The 17,984-nt window shown below is 36.6% G+C and carries 17 protein-coding genes and 1 pseudogene; 9 read left to right on the top strand and 9 right to left on the bottom strand.

Annotated features, from left to right (window positions below):
• Nucleotides 1-77: 77 nt before the first annotated feature.
• The 5 genes from fabF to V4P56_RS01915 form a co-directional block, all read right to left on the bottom strand.
• Nucleotides 78-1,340: a beta-ketoacyl-ACP synthase II gene (gene fabF / locus V4P56_RS01935; protein WP_455482635.1), complete on the bottom strand. Its 1,263-nt coding sequence runs from the start codon at nt 1,338-1,340 to the stop codon at nt 78-80.
• A gap of 107 nt (nt 1,341-1,447) precedes the next feature.
• The gene (locus V4P56_RS01930; RefSeq protein ID WP_455482406.1) at nt 1,448-1,684 is read right to left on the bottom strand and encodes an acyl carrier protein; all 237 of its coding nucleotides are present in this window, start codon (nt 1,682-1,684) and stop codon (nt 1,448-1,450) included.
• Between the two features lie 259 nt (nt 1,685-1,943).
• Nucleotides 1,944-2,681, bottom strand: a complete 738-nt coding sequence (fabG, locus tag V4P56_RS01925; RefSeq protein WP_455482405.1) for a 3-oxoacyl-[acyl-carrier-protein] reductase — start codon at nt 2,679-2,681, stop codon at nt 1,944-1,946.
• A gap of 19 nt (nt 2,682-2,700) precedes the next feature.
• On the bottom strand, nt 2,701-3,645 hold the full coding sequence (gene fabD, locus V4P56_RS01920; protein ID WP_455482404.1) for an ACP S-malonyltransferase: 945 nt from the start codon (nt 3,643-3,645) through the stop codon (nt 2,701-2,703).
• A gap of 77 nt (nt 3,646-3,722) precedes the next feature.
• Nucleotides 3,723-4,310: an undecaprenyl-diphosphatase gene (locus tag V4P56_RS01915; protein ID WP_455482403.1), complete on the bottom strand. Its 588-nt coding sequence runs from the start codon at nt 4,308-4,310 to the stop codon at nt 3,723-3,725.
• Nucleotides 4,311-4,669: 359 nt separating this feature from the next.
• Between V4P56_RS01915 and rpsF the strand changes: the two genes are divergently transcribed.
• The 9 genes from rpsF to V4P56_RS01870 all read left to right on the top strand — a co-directional run bounded on the left by rpsF (nt 4,670) and on the right by V4P56_RS01870 (nt 13,536).
• A complete protein-coding gene (gene rpsF / locus V4P56_RS01910; protein WP_455482402.1) occupies nt 4,670-5,077 on the top strand; it encodes a 30S ribosomal protein S6 in 408 nt (135 codons plus the stop codon).
• Nucleotides 5,077-5,325 carry a 30S ribosomal protein S18 gene (rpsR, locus tag V4P56_RS01905; protein WP_455482401.1) on the top strand — a complete coding sequence of 83 codons (249 nt, stop codon included), beginning with the start codon at nt 5,077-5,079 and terminating at the stop codon, nt 5,323-5,325. Before rpsF ends, rpsR begins: the two co-directional genes overlap by 1 nt.
• 158 nt (nt 5,326-5,483) lie before the next feature.
• Nucleotides 5,484-6,464: a hypothetical protein gene (locus V4P56_RS01900; RefSeq protein ID WP_455482400.1), complete on the top strand. Its 981-nt coding sequence runs from the start codon at nt 5,484-5,486 to the stop codon at nt 6,462-6,464.
• A gap of 24 nt (nt 6,465-6,488) precedes the next feature.
• The gene (gene rplI / locus V4P56_RS01895) at nt 6,489-7,073 is read left to right on the top strand and encodes a 50S ribosomal protein L9 (protein WP_455482399.1); all 585 of its coding nucleotides are present in this window, start codon (nt 6,489-6,491) and stop codon (nt 7,071-7,073) included.
• Between the two features lie 546 nt (nt 7,074-7,619).
• Nucleotides 7,620-9,122, top strand: a complete 1,503-nt coding sequence (locus V4P56_RS01890) for a replicative DNA helicase (protein ID WP_455482398.1) — start codon at nt 7,620-7,622, stop codon at nt 9,120-9,122.
• A gap of 6 nt (nt 9,123-9,128) precedes the next feature.
• A complete protein-coding gene (gene radA, locus V4P56_RS01885) occupies nt 9,129-10,505 on the top strand; it encodes a DNA repair protein RadA (RefSeq protein WP_455482397.1) in 1,377 nt (458 codons plus the stop codon).
• Between the two features lie 142 nt (nt 10,506-10,647).
• Entirely contained in the window at nt 10,648-11,226 is a 579-nt protein-coding gene (locus V4P56_RS01880; protein WP_455482396.1) for a CvpA family protein, read from the top strand.
• Between the two features lie 67 nt (nt 11,227-11,293).
• Nucleotides 11,294-12,784, top strand: a complete 1,491-nt coding sequence (gene purF, locus V4P56_RS01875; RefSeq protein WP_455482395.1) for an amidophosphoribosyltransferase — start codon at nt 11,294-11,296, stop codon at nt 12,782-12,784.
• A 2-nt stretch (nt 12,785-12,786) separates the two neighbouring features.
• A complete protein-coding gene (locus V4P56_RS01870; RefSeq protein WP_455482634.1) occupies nt 12,787-13,536 on the top strand; it encodes an SDR family NAD(P)-dependent oxidoreductase in 750 nt (249 codons plus the stop codon).
• 80 nt (nt 13,537-13,616) lie between these two features.
• Here V4P56_RS01870 and pssA read toward each other — a convergent pair whose 3' ends face one another.
• The 4 genes and pseudogenes from pssA to V4P56_RS01850 all read right to left on the bottom strand — a co-directional run bounded on the left by pssA (nt 13,617) and on the right by V4P56_RS01850 (nt 17,961).
• Nucleotides 13,617-14,456 (bottom strand): CDP-diacylglycerol--serine O-phosphatidyltransferase, encoded by an 840-nt coding sequence (gene pssA, locus V4P56_RS01865; protein WP_455482394.1) that lies wholly within the window; start codon nt 14,454-14,456, stop codon nt 13,617-13,619.
• A gap of 8 nt (nt 14,457-14,464) precedes the next feature.
• Nucleotides 14,465-15,178: a phosphatidylserine decarboxylase gene (locus V4P56_RS01860; protein WP_455482393.1), complete on the bottom strand. Its 714-nt coding sequence runs from the start codon at nt 15,176-15,178 to the stop codon at nt 14,465-14,467.
• A 99-nt stretch (nt 15,179-15,277) separates the two neighbouring features.
• On the bottom strand, nt 15,278-17,158 hold the full coding sequence (locus V4P56_RS01855; RefSeq protein WP_455482392.1) for an ABCB family ABC transporter ATP-binding protein/permease: 1,881 nt from the start codon (nt 17,156-17,158) through the stop codon (nt 15,278-15,280).
• A gap of 111 nt (nt 17,159-17,269) precedes the next feature.
• A pseudogene (locus V4P56_RS01850) lies at nt 17,270-17,961 on the bottom strand (DUF421 domain-containing protein).
• Nucleotides 17,962-17,984: the final 23 nt, after the last annotated feature.

Here is a 17,984-nt window from a genome sequence, read left to right as displayed (position 1 = left end):
TTATGCTTATAATTTTTTACTTAAATTCTATAATAAAAAAAACTCAGAAGCAAAAAATAAAAATATAGAGATGTTTATTATTTTCCAAAACGCCGAATTACTAAAGATGCATTTGTTCCACCAAATCCAAAAGAATTGGAAAGAACCGTATCAATTTTTCGTTCACGTGGCTTGTGTGGAACAAGGTCGATTTTCGTTTCAATCGATGGATTGTCAAGATTAAGTGTTGCCGGAGCTATATTATCTCTTATAGCTAAAATACAAAAAATAGCCTCAGCAGCACCTGCCGCACCAAGTAAATGCCCTATAGATGACTTTGTTGATGACATCGACACTTGTGACGCATAATGACCTAAAACACGCTCAACAGCTGCCAGTTCTATAACATCAGCCATTGTTGATGTTCCATGAGCATTAATGTAATCAATATCGCTAACATTCACCTGCGCTCGATTAAGAGCAGCCATCATACTGCGCTGTGCCCCCTCACCACTTTCAGAAGGAGCTGTAATATGATAAGCATCACCAGATAAACCATAACCAATAATCTCTGCATAAATACGGGCACCCCGTTTTTTTGCATGTTCAAGCTCTTCTAAAATGATAATCGCAGCTCCCTCACCCATAACGAAACCATCGCGATCGGCATCATAAGGGCGCGATGCTCTCTCAGGATCATCATTACGACTGGTAGAAAGAGCTCGACAAGCAGAAAAACCAGCTAAAGATATTCTATTTATTGGAGATTCGGTGCCCCCTGCCGCCATAACATCTACATCACCCAACGCAATTAAACGTGCTGCATCACCAATTGCATGTGCACCGGTTGAACAAGCTGTTACGACTGAATGATTAGGACCACGCAGACCATATTTAATAGAAACATAGCCAGACGCAAGATTAATCAAACGCCCTGGAATAAAAAAAGGAGAAACACGACGCGGTCCTTTATCACGAAGTGTATAACCAGCCTCAACAATACCTTCAATACCACCAATACCTGAACCAATTAACACACCTGTGCGAATCTGATCTTCATCACTTTTGGGATGCCATCCAGCGTCTGCAAGTGCTTGATCAGCAGCAGCCATTGCATAAACAATAAATGCATCAACCTTACGCTGCTCTTTAGGTTCCATATACAAATCAGCATTATACGTACTATTTGTTCCATCACCCAAAGGAACACGCGCAGCAATCTGACACGGCAAATCAGATACATCAAACTCAGTGATACGCCGAACGCCACTTTTTCCTTCAAGAAGTCGCTTCCAACTACACTCAACATCACCAGCTAATGGAGATATTAATCCCAAACCAGTAACAACAACACGTCTCATACCTGTAACCTTGAACCGAAAATCCACCTCTCAAAGCTATATTTTCAAAATAGCACTCAAAAGAATATAAGTAAAAATATTTATACCTCTAATATAATATTTAACAATCATACAGAGGCTTTATTAATAAATTTTACTGCATCACCAACTGTAAAAATCGTTTCTGCAGCCTCATCTGGGATTTCTACACCAAATTCTTCTTCAAAAGCCATAACGAGCTCAACCGTATCAAGGCTATCTGCGCCTAGATCATCGATAAAGCTCGCATTCTCCACCACTTTATCTGCATCAACTCCAAGATGCTCTATGATAATCTTCTTAACGCGCTCTTCTGTATCACTCATGTTGAAATCCTCAAATTTATATTTTCTATAATTGGTTAGGCATATCAGACTATCTAATCAAGCTAATAGATGCGTAATTTTAAAAATTTTAGCGACAATTCAAAACATTCTGTGGATATCTCCTACAGAATGCAGCTAATCTGACATTCCGATATCAATTAATTAACTACTATGTAAAGATATAGATACATCTTTCCACTTCATTTATTGCTATTTAAAATAATATAACCTATAAATCAATGTAGAATAAAGAAAATACTCAAATCATTGCCATACCGCCATTAATATGTATTGTTTGACCAGTCACATACGCTGCTTCATCGCTCGCTAAATAAACAGAAGCAAAAGCGATTTCTTGCCCCGTACCTATACGCTTCATTGGGATCGCTGCCATAATAGTTTCTTTTTGCTTTTCATTAAGTTTGTCAGTCATCGCAGACTTAATAAATCCTGGAGCAATACAATTTACAGTAATGTTTCGTGAAGCAATTTCTTGCGCCAATGCTTTAGAAAAACCTATTAGACCAGCTTTTGCAGCACAATAATTTGTTTGCCCAGGATTTCCAACAACACCAACAATAGATGTTATATTAATAATCCGCCCATAGCGACGCCGCATCATAGAGTGTATCAATTCACGTGTTAAAGTAGAAGCAGCTGTTAAGTTAATTGCTAATACATCATCCCAGTCTTGTTCTTGCATACGCACAAAAAGACCATCTCTCGTGATTCCAGCATTATTAACAAGGATGTCGATACCCCCCATTTCCTTTTCCGCTGCTTCAGCTAATTGCTTAATGGATTGGCGCTCAGAAAGATTAAAAGGAAATACAGCAACATCTTTTCCTAGATCTGCAGCCACTTCTTTAAGCTTGTCTTCACGTGTTCCGTGAAGCCCAACAATTGCCCCTTGCTCATGAAAGCAACGCGCAATTGCTTCACCAATTCCCCCTGACGCTCCCGTTATAAGAGCTTTACGACCTGTTAACTTGAACATTTTTCAGACTCCTTAAAGATTAAACACCAAGCACTCGTAGCGCTCTTTCTATTTCTTCAGCTGTACTAATTGTTAATCCTTCTATCTCGCTATTAATTCGGCGAGCTAAACCAGTTAATACTTTTCCAGAACCAACTTCAAAAATTGTATCAACCCCATTAGCACTTATCCACTCTATCGTTTCACGCCATCGCACTCTCCCCGTTACTTGATGGATAAGAAGTGTAACGATACGCTCTGGATCACTTTCTGGTGCAACAGAAACATTTGCAACAAGAGGAACAATAGGAGCCACCTTGTTAATACTCAAAAGTGCATTCTTCATGACATCAGCAGCAGGCTGCATTAAGGATGAATGAAAAGGTGCAGAAACTGGAAGAAGAAGCGCGCGTTTAGCACCTTTTTTTGATGCAATCTCTACTGCTGCCTCAACTGCCTTTGTTTCACCTGAAATAACAATTTGCCCACCACCATTATCATTAGCGATTTGACACAATCCTTCTCCTGAAACAATTTCACAAATTTCTTCAACATCTTGTTCATCTAAACCAATCAGTGCTGCCATAGAGCCTGCACCAACAGCAACAGCATCCTGCATGGCATTTCCACGTATCCTCAAAAGTCTTGCCGTATCAGCTAAACTAAATGTCCCAGCAGCACAAAGAGCTGTATATTCACCTAAAGAATGACCTGCAACAAATTTTACTTTTGATTCTATATCAAATCCTAATTGTTCCATTACACGGATAACAGCCATAGACATAGCCATCAATGCTGGTTGTGCATTTGCTGTTAACATTAAAATATCTGCTGGACCTTCAAAAATGATATCTGATAATTTTTCATCTAAAGCATCATCTACTTCGTCAAAAACCATACGTGCCGCAGCAAATTGCTCTGAAAGCATTTTGCCCATACCAACAAGCTGACTCCCTTGCCCTGGAAAAGTAAATGCTGCCACCATTAATTATCTCCTAACATTGTACAATTAAATTATTTACTCTTGATCTTATTCATCAGTAAGAATCAAGATAAACTAACTTACTTAGAACAAATATCTCTCTGAAAATTATATTTCAATGGCGGAATTTGGTATAAAAAATTAGGAAAATATGGTACAATAAACCGAATAACACCCCAACTTATAAAACTTCCCAAAATTGTACCAGCTAAAATATCAAAAGGATAATGTACCCCAACAAAAATACGTGCCCAACAGATCAAGAATAAAAATATCGCTGCAAACTTAAAAGCAACTTTGTGTTGATAAAAATAAAGATTTACTGTATAAGATGCAATAGTTAAAGCATGATTACTAGGAAAAGAAGCTGTTGCACTGTGCTTGATTAGCGGCAACGTTAAACCTGTAACAAACGGACGTGGATGAAAATAAATAAGAGAAATTAGATAACCTGTAAAAAGAGCTGTGAAAATGCTAATACAAATACTTAACGCTACACGTCGTTCCATCTCTGTACCGCAAAACCACAGCATACATAGATGTATAGGAATAATATAAATTAAAAACTTTGCACAACAAATACTAAACAAAATTAAAATCGACCATGATTGATGATTGCCAGCAAGCATTTCAAAAAGTTTAGAATCAACCTGGTTTAAAAAATCCATTTTTATCTCCTCTTCCCCTCTATTCTCACAGCTCTATACTATCATCCTCTAATATAAAATCGTAAAACGTATAAAAACATATCAAGACTCGATAAATCATATTTTTTATGCGTATAAACTTGCTATTTAAAAAGATAAGCTGTAAATATCAAATGTTCATTACTAGTGTTTTGGCTGGAGGTTGAACGGAGGGCTGGAAAATAACCAGTAGGAAATACAATATTTCCGACTTCCCGTATCTCCGCTCTCGAATGTCTCGAATTGTAAACGCGTCCTTTCTTCTTTGGATTTCCAAAAAAGACAAGTCGCAGAGGCTTTGCGCTAAAACCGGTAAAGTTTAATTGAAGAAAGGCAAAACAATGGCTCTTTACGAACATATGTTCCTTGCCCGGCAAGATATTGCACCGCAGCAAATTGATGAACTTTTGAGTGTCTACAAAAGTGTCATTGAAACATACGGTGGAAAAGTTGGGCGTATAGAAAATTGGGGTCTTCGTCCCCTCGCTTATCGTATTCGCAAAAACCGTAAAGCTTATTATGTCTTGGTCAATATTGATGCACCAGCCGCAGCAATTACTGAAATTGAACGGCAAATGCGTATCAATGAAGATATTTTGCGCTACATGACTATTCGCGTAGAAAAGCACGAAAAAGAAAAGTCTGCTACATTTTCGCGACTTGACCGGAACGGACACACAGGTCAAGATGAAGAACGGCCTCGCTACCCACGTCATCGACGTGAAGATGTTGTAGAAGGAGTAGAATAATGACTGATATTAATCAAACTGCAGCACGTCGTCCTTTTCATCGCCGTCGTAAAACATGCCCGTTTTCAGGTGTAAATGCTCCAAAGATTGATTACAAAGACATCAAATTATTACAGCGTTATATTTCAGAACGTGGAAAAATCGTTCCTTCAAGAATCACAGCTGTTAGTCAGAAAAAACAGCGTGAATTGGCTAATGCTATTAAACGTGCCCGTTTTCTTGGCTTGCTTCCATATGTTATAAAGTAAATTTTCAAATCTATTATGCAGCTGAGGAATCTCCTTGGCTGTTTTTTTATGATTCAGTAACGCATCAATCAATTGTATACATATGTGCAGAACTGGATGAAATATTAAAAGTTGGGGCATTATAATGCCTCTAACTGCAAAAGGCAGGACAGCGATAAATGAAAAACTTTTGTGTTTATAAGATTATGACCGGTGTTTTAGCTGGATTATTTGTTGTCGTTATAGGAATGGCAATCATTAGAATCACAAATATCGCACCTTACTTTTCTCTCTTTCTTGGTTGTTTTCTTTCACTTCCAATCTTTATCGTTGCATTTGGTTGGGGAACATTAGCTAGCCTTGCTTCCTTAATAAGTGCTACTGTTGTTCTTACTATAGCTACTGATATCTATATTGGTTTTGGCTTTATGCTGTTATTTTTTCTTCCTGCGGTCTATGCTTCTTGGCTTCTTGGACTTGCACAGCCAACGCAAGAAGAAAATTCATTTATATGGTATCCACTATCATCAGTTATTTTTCATCTAACCAACTTTATTGCTCTTATATCAAGCCTTATCGGACTTTATATTCAAACTCATCCATCCACACCTATCATTATGAAAAAAATCACTGAGAACATAGCACAAACTATGCAACAATCGCAGTCTATAAGGGAAGACGATATACTTGCTTTTAGTGAGCTTTTAATGACTCATGCTGCAACTTTAACAGCTATTGCTCTGACTATTTATAGTTTGATTTTTTTTATTGGTAATCTTTATTTTTCTGTAACAACAGTACAATATATGAAATGGCTAACAAGACCCTATGATGACTGGGGACGAACTCTCCGTCTCCCAATTTCTGGACTTGTGGTTTTTATTACTGTATGTATAGCATCAATGATTGAGTTAAGCTTTACTCTTAATTTGATCATGCGTGTTTTTACTACTGCATATATTGTCATTATATCAATCAGTGGTTTGGCATATCTTCATAATATTACAAAAGAGGTAAGTGGCCGAATTATTATACTTTCTCTTGTTTATATCGCCATGTTGACCGTTGTTTTTGCTCCACCTATTTCTTTCATGATGCTTTTAATGGGTATTTGGGCAACTATTCAATACAACTTTCAATCACACGATAAACTGCACTAATTTATTTATTCGAAAGGAAAGATTATGGATGTTATTTTGCTTGAGCGCATTCCCCGTCTCGGTCAGATGGGTGACATTGTCTCAGTTAAAGATGGCTATGCACGCAATTTTCTCTTACCTCAAGGCAAAGCTATACGTGCCAATGAAGTTAATAAAAAACACTTTGAAATACAACGCACACAACTTGAAGCTCGTAATCTTGAACGCAAAAGTGAAGCACAAAAAATTGCTGAAAAACTTGATGGTAAATCATTTATTGTTGTTCGTTCTGCTGGTGAAACAGGACAACTGTATGGATCTGTATCGACACGTGATATTTCTGAAATTATAACAGTTGAAGGATTTTCTATTGGACGCAATCAGATTGAACTTAATCATCCAATAAAAACTATTGGTCTCCATATTATCACTATTAACCTACATCCTGAAGTACAAATTTCTGTGACAATTAACGTCGCGCGTTCAATCAATGAAGCGCAACGCCAAGCAGAGGGTGAGACTCTTACCTTTGCTGAAGCAATATATGATATTCAGGAAGAACCATTGATAGAAAAGCAAGAAGAACCACTTACAGAAGAAGTCAATGATAATGATAATAAACAACACTGATGAAGAATCTTAACTACTATTTCTCTTATCTTTTTTTCCTTTAGTTCTGATTTTTTACTATCATTGTTACATGAATAAAATACTCAGCTTTTAAAGTTGAGTATTTTATTATTATTATAACAAAAAATGATATTCTCATATATTATTCTACCAAAATAGAAATAAAAAATCACTTGATCCAAGTACTTTAAAAGAATAAATCTTGTATAGATGGTTAATTTCTTATATCTGTACGTTAGATAAAATAATTTTGATTATAAAAAAGTTATCTTATTCATACCAACAGTCTCACATCAATAATAAAATTTGGAAACACTGTGATATAATTCTAAAAATAGAGTATCGCACTTTTGTAGCGTACTGAAAGTACAATTTTAAAAATTTACCAAATACCCTTTCATGATTTTTTAGTTATAAAAGCTAAAATATAAGAGAATGCAGTTTTAATTTAAAATGAAGATTTGTAATCTTATCCTTTTAATGTACAGTATTTAAGTTATTATCTAAAATAACCAAACGTAAAAATTTTATGGGAAAAATACCATTATGGAAGAAACAAGTGTTGTAAGTTTCAACTCTTCAAAAAAAGAAGATTCTTCTTCTTTCCGACAACTTCCGCATAATATTGAAGCCGAACAAGCATTGCTTGGAGCAATTCTCATTAACAATGATGCACTTGATCGTGTTTCAGATTTTCTAAAACCAGAGCATTTTTTTGAACCATTGCATCAAAAAATCTATGATATTTTATCTCACATTATCCAAAAAGGAAAACATGCAACTCCGGTTACCATTAAACCATTTATCCCAGCTGAAGAAAAAATTGGAGATATAACTGTATTCAATTACACTATCCGTTTGGCTAAAGAAGCAGTAACAATCATTAATGCTGAAGATTATGGACGAGTTATCTATGATCTTTTTATCCGGCGATCTTTGGTAAAGCTCGGAAATCAACTTGTCAATACAGCCTTTGATGCTCCTGTAGAATTTACACCAACCCAACAAATTGAAACTATTGAACAGCACCTGTTTGAATTAGCAGAAAAAGGAAAATACGGTGGTGGATTTGAAAATTTTAATGAAGCTGCCAAAAAAGCTATTGATATGGCAACTGCTGCGAAAAAGCGTTCTTCACGATTATCAGGAATAGCTACTCATATCAAAACACTTGATGAAAAAATGGGAGGATTACAACCATCTGATTTAATTATCATTGCTGGACGTCCTGGTATGGGTAAAACCTCACTTGCTACCAATATCGCCTTCAATATTGCGAGCGCTTATAATCACAATACCAAAATAAAAGATTCTTCACAAGAAAATGAAGGAGGAATTGTTGGGTTCTTTTCACTTGAAATGTCATCAGAACAGCTTGCAACACGTATTATCTCTGAACAAACGGAGCTTTCTTCTTCTGATATCCGGCGCGGTAATATTTCAGAAGAACAATTTTCAAAAATGATACAGACAACACGTCATTTACAAAAAGTACCACTTTACATTGACCAAACTGGTGGGATATCAATCGCACAACTTGCAGCACGCGCAAGGCGTTTAAAGCGGCAACATGGTTTGGATGTATTGATTATTGATTATATACAGTTAATGACAAGTAATTTAAAGCGTTCGTCCGAAAACCGTGTGCAAGAAATTACAGAAATTACGACAGGTCTCAAAGCATTAGCTAAAGAACTAAATATTCCTATTATTTCTCTTTCACAACTTTCACGCCAAGTTGAAACACGAACAGATAAACGCCCACAACTCTCAGATTTACGTGAATCTGGCTCAATTGAACAAGATGCTGATATTGTTCTTTTTGTGTATCGTGAAGAATATTATTTTAAAAATGAAGAACCTAAAGTAGGTAGTCCTGAACATAATCAATGGCAAAACACAATGAATAATCTTTTTGGAAAAGCAGAAATTATCATTGCAAAACAACGGCATGGGCCAACAGGAACTGTCCATCTTGCCTTTCAATCGGATTTCACACGCTTTAGTGATCTGGCAGACAGTAATTATCTTCCAGAACAATATGGTTAAATTACTATGGCACGTATCCGTGTTCAATTTATTTGCCAAAATTGTGGTACTGTCCATTTACGTTGGGCTGGAAAATGTAATTCCTGCGGAGAATGGAATTCCCTTATTGAAGAAAGTACGAATAACGGTATCGGCAGTGGCCCTATAAAAAATGTCCGTAAGGGACGTGTAGTTTCTCTTACATCCCTTGCTGGAAATATCGAAGATGCTCCACGCATTTGTTCTGGCATTGCCGAGCTTGATCGTGTTACTGGTGGGGGAATTGTTCGTGGGTCAGCATTACTTGTTGGCGGCGATCCAGGTATTGGTAAATCAACATTACTGACACAAACAGCTGCTGCCTTATCACGAAAAGGATATCAAATCATCTATGTCTCAGGTGAAGAAGCCATTGCGCAAATCCGCCTCCGTGCGCAAAGGCTTGGTGCTGCGAATACAGAGGTTAAACTTGCTTCTGAAACTAATATTGAAGATATTCTTGCAACCTTAAGTGAATATAAAAAACTTGATATGGTTATTATTGATTCAATTCAAACTTTATGGTCAGATGCAGCAGATTCATCGCCCGGAACCGTTACACAAGTACGCATCAGTGCTCAGGCAATGATTCATTTCGCAAAAAAAACAGGAGCTGCTGTTGTTCTTGTTGGCCATGTCACTAAAGATGGACAAATTGCTGGCCCCCGTGTTGTCGAGCATATGGTTGATGGTGTTCTCTATTTTGAAGGTGAAGGTGGGCATCATTATCGAATCCTTAGAACAGTCAAAAATCGCTTTGGACCAACTAACGAAATTGGTGTTTTTGAGATGTCTGATAAAGGATTACGAGAAGTAATCAACCCATCTGAACTTTTTTTAGGTGAACGAAATGAAAAAGCACCAGGAGTGGCTGTTTTTGCAGGAATGGAAGGAACACGCCCAATATTAGTGGAAATTCAAGCACTTGTTGCCCCCTCGTCGCTTGGAACACCACGACGTGCCGTCGTTGGGTGGGATGGGAATCGCCTTTCAATGATTCTAGCTGTCTTAGAAGCTCATTGCGGTGTTCGCTTTGGGCAACATGATGTTTATCTTAATATTGCTGGTGGATATCGTATATCAGAACCAGCAGCTGATTTGGCTGTTGCAGCAGCTTTAATATCCTCCCTTGCAAACATTCCTCTCCCAACTGATTATGTATATTTTGGTGAAATCAGCCTTTCAGGATCCATACGTTCTGTTGCGCATTCAGGGCAACGCATAAATGAAGCCCAAAAACTCGGCTTTCAAGGATCTATTCAGCCTACTACAACAACCGAAATAATGAAATCACCAACTTTTCAACAAAAAACATTCTCTGATCTTCCTGAGTTGGTCACTGCTATTGTTACAGGTAAAAAATAACCTACACCACAAACATAACAATTTAGAAAAAAATTCTACAAAATGCGCAAAATCCTTGTTATAAGGACAAAAAATAACGTAACCAGAAACGTATTTATATATTGGTTAAACGGATATAAATTTATGTACAAGGAATAAACAAATGATTATAACAGTCCTTGATGGAATTGTCTTAGCAATCATCCTGTTTTCCGCTCTTCTAGCCATGCTCAGAGGATTTTCACGTGAAGTATTATCGTTGATTTCTTGGGCAATTGCAGCTGTTGCTACACTATTTTTATTCAAACCCGTATTACCTTTCTTTGAACAATACCTCTCTAATAAAATGATTGCATTAATCGCAACATTGGTCACAATTTTTATCATTATCTTGATTATTACTTCCATCATTACAATGAAACTCTCCGATCTTATTATTGATAGTCAAATTGGTATACTTGACCGCACTATCGGTTTTATTTTTGGAGCACTTCGTGGCTTATTCATCATGGTCATTGGTGTATTGCTCATTAATGCCCTTATCAAACCTGAGCAACAATCTAACTGGTTAAAAAATGCGAAAACAAAACCTATTTTAGATTCATTGGGTCAAAAAGTTTTAGAAATACTGCCAAAAAATCTCGATTCTGCTCTCGAAAAAGCAGAAAAAATCTTTAAAAAAGATGATATAATTACAAGCGATAGTCATTTTCATGAAAATACCCAACAAGATGTTAAATAATTTGTTATTGAAGAATAATTTAGATAATGTGTAATATCACTTCCTATACCATAATTGAAAGAATAAGATGATAAAAGCCGGTATTCCCTGTCAGGAATTTTCATTGGATGACGATACTCTTCATGAAGAATGCGGAGTTTTTGGTATTCTTGGACACGAAGATGCTGCAACATTAACAGCTCTTGGGCTCCATGCACTTCAGCATCGTGGGCAAGAAGCAGCTGGAATTGTTTCCTACCACAACAAGATGTTTCATCAAGAAAAACATTTGGGTCTTGTCGGTGATCACTATACCAATCCTGCAACACTTGCTCGTTTACCAGGAAATTTGGCTATCGGTCATACTCGTTATTCAACAACCGGAGAAATAGCCTTACGCAATGTACAGCCTCTTTTTGCTGAATTAAAGGCTGGAGGTATTGCTATTGCTCATAATGGTAACCTCACAAATGGTCTTACATTACGCCGTGAACTCATTGCCTCCGGTGCTATCTGCCAATCAACATCAGATTCAGAAGTTTTTCTCCACCTTATTGCTCGCTCGCGCCACGAGTCATCTTCTGATCGCTTTGTTGACGCTATTCGACAAGTAGAAGGTGGATATGCTATGCTGGCGCTAACGCGCACCAAGCTCATTGCAGCACGTGATCCGATAGGAATCCGACCACTCGTGATGGGCGAACTTGATGGTAAACCAATCTTTTGTTCTGAAACTTGTGCACTTGATATTATTGGAGCAAAATATATCCGTGATGTCAAAAATGGAGAAATCGTCATATGCGAAATACAAAAAAATGGAGAAATCACTAAAAAAATTATAAAACCTGAGATCGAGAAGCCAGAGAAACTTTGTCTTTTTGAATATGTCTATTTTGCTCGTCCTGATTCAATCGTTGGTGGACGTAATGTTTATACAGTACGTAAAAATATGGGCATCCGCTTGGCACAAGAAGCCCCTTGTGATGGTGATGTCGTAGTTCCTATTCCTGATGGAGGAACACCTGCAGCAATTGGCTATGCACAAGAAATTGGAATTCCCTTTGAGCTTGGTATTATTCGTAACCATTATGTTGGTCGTACCTTTATCGAACCAACGCAACAAATTCGTGCTTTTGGGGTTAAATTAAAACATTCTGCAAATCGTTCTGTCATCGAAGGAAAACGTGTTATTCTGATCGATGATTCCATTGTACGTGGAACAACATCTGTCAAGATTGTAAGACTGCTTCGTGATGCAGGAGCAAAAGAAGTTCATATGCGCATTTCTAGCCCTATGATTTTCTACCCTGATTTCTACGGTATTGATACACCTAAAATTGAAAGTCTTTTGGCTAATCAATATCCAGACTTAAAATCTATGTGTAATTTTGTTGGAGCTGATTCATTAAATTTTCTTTCAACAGATGGCTTATATCTCGCTATTTCAGGAAAAAAACGAAATAACACTGATCCACAATTTACTGATCATTATTTTACTGGGCACTATCCTACACATTTAGTTGATCAAGAGAGTATTCCCAAAATTCATCAATTATCTGTCCTTAAAACAAGAGATTAATGATGCAAAAATTTGATTTTAATCTCTCTGGTCGTGTTGCACTCATTACCGGAGCATCACGGGGGATTGGTTATCATTTAGCATTAGAGCTCGCAGCACGTGGTTCTCACATTATTGCTATTGCACGAACAATCAGTGGACTAACTGAACTTGACAATCAAATTCGGAAAAAAGGTGCTTCCGCAACCCTTGTGCCACTCGACTTACATTATATGGAAGATATTGATACTCTTGGTGTTTCTATTGCTGATCGTTGGAAAAAGCTCGATATTATGGTTGCCAATGCAGGAATCCTTGGAACACTTTCACCAATAGCTCATACCGAAAACATGGTATTTGAAGATATTTTTCAAATAAATCTTATTAGCCAATGGCGCTTAATGAAAGCAGTTGAACCATTATTGCGCAAATCTGATGCTGGACGAGCTATTATGCTATCCTCAAGCGTTGCTCATCTTGCACGTGCTTCCTGGGGACCTTATGCTGCCTCTAAAGCTGCTTTAGAAATTATTACCCGCTGCTGGGCAGAAGAACTAAAACAAACTCCTATTAAAGTTAATTGTGTTAACCCAGGCGCAACACGCACTGCTATGCGCGCGCAAGCTATGCCTACAGAAGACCCACAAACCTTACCTTCGCCGCAAGAAGTTGCTGCAAAGATAGTACATTTATTATCACCTAATTTACAAGAAACAGGCAAACTCTTTAATGTTCATGAAAATCAATTTGTGAACTATCATATACCTAACTAATTATAGCTATGGTGATAAAAATTCTTGAAAAATATTTCTTCTATATTTTTACTTCATTTTCCAAAAGAAAAATTAAAACTCTATGATTCTTGGATATTTTCATCATTGTTTCTCTTTTTTTCCAAAGAAACTCGCTTATTATAAGTCACAAAACTACAAGGTAGAAAAATTATATAACTAACAGCTGTAATCAATAAAGTATGCCACGTGTAAGTAGCGAGAAAACCTACATAAATAACAATAACCAGCATACATGGTACAACGATATCACGCCTCAAATTTTGATCTATTATTTTTGCATTCCATACTGGTAGGCGACTAACTAAAAGAAAAGCAATGATCAAAGTATAAAGACTAAAAAATAATGCCCAGCCCCAACTTGGTATTAAACCAAGAGCTCCTAAATAAATAGGTAACAAAAGTAACAATGCTCCAGCTGGAGCAGGAACACCAACAAAATAATTTTCCTGCCATTTCGGAATATCAGCATGATCCAACATCACATTAAAACGAGCTAACCGCAAACAACAAGCAACACAATAGACAAGCGCTGCAATCCAACCAACTTGATAAGCTTGATTTAAAATAAAAGAATAAACAATAAGAGCGGGCGCAACACCAAAATTAACGATATCAGCAAGAGAATCCATTTGTGCTCCAAAAGATGAACTACCATCCATCAAACGAGCAATGCGGCCATCAGCACCATCTAAAATTGCTGCCAAAAGCACCATTAAAATAGCAGCTTCATAGCGGTGCTCAAAAGCTAAACGAATACTGCTCATCCCTGCACAAATTGCTAAAATAGTTATAATATTAGGGACGACATACCGCATCGGTGTGGGTGAACGCCACCGATTTGCGGTATCATCATGCTGTCCTTCAGGATTAAATGAAGAAAATAGAGAAAAAAATTCCATTGCCTATCCTAATCAAATTTGAATTCAATTACAGCACCACCCTCTACAGCACCCTCATCATCAAAAAAACCTAGAACTGTTTCTCCAGCGATTGCTGTCTGGCCAACTGCAACACGTAATTTTACTTCAGTTGGTACATAAACATCAAGACGGGATCCAAAACGAATCATCCCAAAACGCTGTCCGGTAATAACTGAATCATTCTCCTTTGACCAACAAACAATTCGGCGGGCAACCATTCCTGCTATCTGTACAATACCAATTTTACCATATTTGCTGTCAATCACCATCCCATTACGTTCGTTAAACTGACTAGCTTTATCAAGCTCAGCATTAGCAAAATGACCTGGACGATAAACTATAGACTCTATTGTACCGCTTATAGGAATACGGTTAACATGGCATGAAAAAACATCCATAAATACAGAAATACGGATCATTTCATTGTTACCTAATCCTAAATCTTCAGGAGGAATACATGATTCAATAAATGAGATACGCCCATCAGCAGGAGATATTATCAAATTTGGATTCAAAGGTACTACACGCTCTGGATCACGAAAAAAATATATACACCACACTGTTAAAATAAGGCCACACCAAAATAATGGCTCCCATACCCAACCAAGAATGAGTGAAATAGCAAAAAACACTACAATAAAAGGATAACCTTCTTTGCGAATTGGTACAAAGCTATTACAAACAGATTGAAGAATACTCATATAATTTCCTATTCATAGATATGATTTAACACGTAATAAATCTTTTTGTCTACTTAATCAATTACCCCATATAAAGCTATAGGTACCATTTCATACAGCTCATTTTTTACGATTAACAATACCCAGCTCATCTTCCTCACACATTTTACGTAATTTTTCTTCGGCCTGCGATGCTTCAAGTTGTTTATTCCACATTGAAGCATATAAACCCTTCTTATGCAAAAGCTCAGTATGTGTCCCATTCTCAATAATACGACCATTTTTGAGAACCAAAATGTTATCCGCGTTGATAACAGTAGAGAGACGATGAGCGATAATCAATGTTGTACGACCATGGCTTACGATATCCAATGCCTGTTGAATCTCTTGTTCTGTAGCCGTATCAAGAGCCGCGGTTGCTTCATCCAAAATAAGAAGCGGAGGAGCCTTTAACAATGTTCGTGCAATAGCTACACGCTGTTTTTCACCACCTGACAACTTGAGACCACGTTCACCTACCATAGACTGAAAACCTTCTGGAAGCATCTCAATAAATTTCAATATCTGTGCCATTTCAGCAGCTTTGCGTATTTCTTCATCTGTAGCATTTGGACGACCGTAACGGATATTATACAAAATCGTATCATTAAATAAAACTGTATCTTGAGGTACCATACCGATGGCTTCACGTAAACTCTTTTGGGTTACATCACGAATATCTTGGCCATCAATTGTAACTGAACCTGAATCAACATCGTAAAATCGAAAAAGTAATCGAGAAATAGTTGATTTACCCGCACCTGATGGACCAACAATTGCAACTGTTTTACCCTTAGGAATTTCAAAATCAATATTTCTAAGAATCTGACGAGTTGGATCATAGGAAAACTTTACCTGATTAAACCGAATGGTACCACCAGTCACAACTAATGGCTTAGCATCTGGTTTATCAACAATCTCCTGCTGAACATCTAAAAGATCAAACATAGCTTCGATATCAGTTAAACCTTGTCGAACTTCACGATAAATTGAACCAATAAAATTCAGTGGAATGGAAAGCTGTATTAAAAATGCATTAATAAAAACAAAATCCCCTAAAGTTTGAGTCTCACAAAAAACTTCATAAGCCGACATTAACATTAGGATAGTCATTCCAATACCAAAAATAAGAGCCTGACCAAAATTAAGCCAACTTAACGATGTCCAAATTTTGGTCGCAGCTTTTTCATAACTCGCCATAGAAGAGTCAAATCGATTTGCTTCCAAAGTTTCATTGCAAAAATATTTAACTGTTTCAAAATTCAAAAGAGAATCAACAGCATGTGTATTAGCTTCTGTGTCTGCCGTATTCATTTTTTGCCGAATACTAATACGCCAATTACTCGCTTTAATTGTAAATAAAGTATATAAACCAACTGTCACCACGATTATGAAAAAATAATATCCTCCATAATTTATGTAAAATATAAGTGCTGTCAGAATAAATTCCAAAACTGTTGGTACTGTATTAAGAATCGAAAACCTGACGACAGCTTCAATTCCCTTCGTACCACGTTCAATTACACGAGAAAGCCCACCAGTTCGCCTTTCTAAATGAAATCGCAAAGATAATCCATGAATATGTACAAAGGTCTTATATGCTAATTTACGAACAGCATATTGACCAACAGTTGCAAAAATGGAATCACGCAACTGATTTAATCCAGCCTGAACAATACGTGCAATATTGTATGCTAAAACAAATATGATAGGAATAACTAAACTGGATGAAAACCATACAGATAGCTTACTCGCATCAAGTGTATTTGTCGCATATTTAAATAAATATGGTACAGATATGAGAATTAACTTAGCTACAATAAGACAAAATATCGCCCACATAACACGCATTTTCAGATCGTGCCGATCTGTTGGCCACATATAAGACCACAAATTATACAAGGTACGTAGAGTTCGACCTGTATCTGATGATACAGTTTTTATTATTTCATTTTGTTTCATAAAGCCCTTACTTCTCTACTATACACTTAACAAATCATCACAATACTTCCCTTGTTCCCGTTTACAAGTCACATTATCTCTTAATATAAGCCTCAAATAGACTACACAAAGCTAAACTGTTTTTGAAAAAGGAACAAGAAATAATCCACTATAAAGCTTGTTATTTTGATCTGTATTTTTATACCATTCTGCCACAAACAAATTCTCAGCCTTGGTATGCGCTTTTTTTTCAATTCTTCTTGAAACCATGTCTTTGATTTATCAATTTCTTTAAGATTTTTATCGAGAATTTTACCATTTTGTACCAAAATGACCGACTTCTTACCCTCTTCCTGTTTAATAACAGACCAATCACCATTGATCTCCAAACGAACAAAAGCAGCTTCATGCAAACTACAACCTTTAATACGCAATATTGTCATCAAATCATTCACATTAATACCAAAATTTTTAATCTTATCCCTTTGAAATACGCCATCTAAAACTAATGTGATATTTTGCCCTGCAATAAAATTTTGCCCTGCAATAAAATGATGAAAAAAAGTTGAATAGCGTGCCCAAAAATTAAGAAATGTAATCAAAGATTGCCAAATAAATAAGATAAATAATAATTGAATACTGCTGACATTTAAATTATAGATAACCCCTCCAATAATACCACCCATCACAAAATTACTTACTAAATCGATAAGTGTCATCTGACTAAGACTTCCACGTCCTGTAGTTCTTAAAATTAAAAAGAAGATAATGAGACCTGTAATCAATTTAAGCGCGATATACCCGTAATAATACAAAAATTCCATCAGACTTTCTCTCTTGTTATGAA

This window comes from Bartonella sp. B35(2025) (genome assembly GCF_053794465.1).
This window is presented reverse-complemented; position numbering and strand designations above follow the sequence as displayed.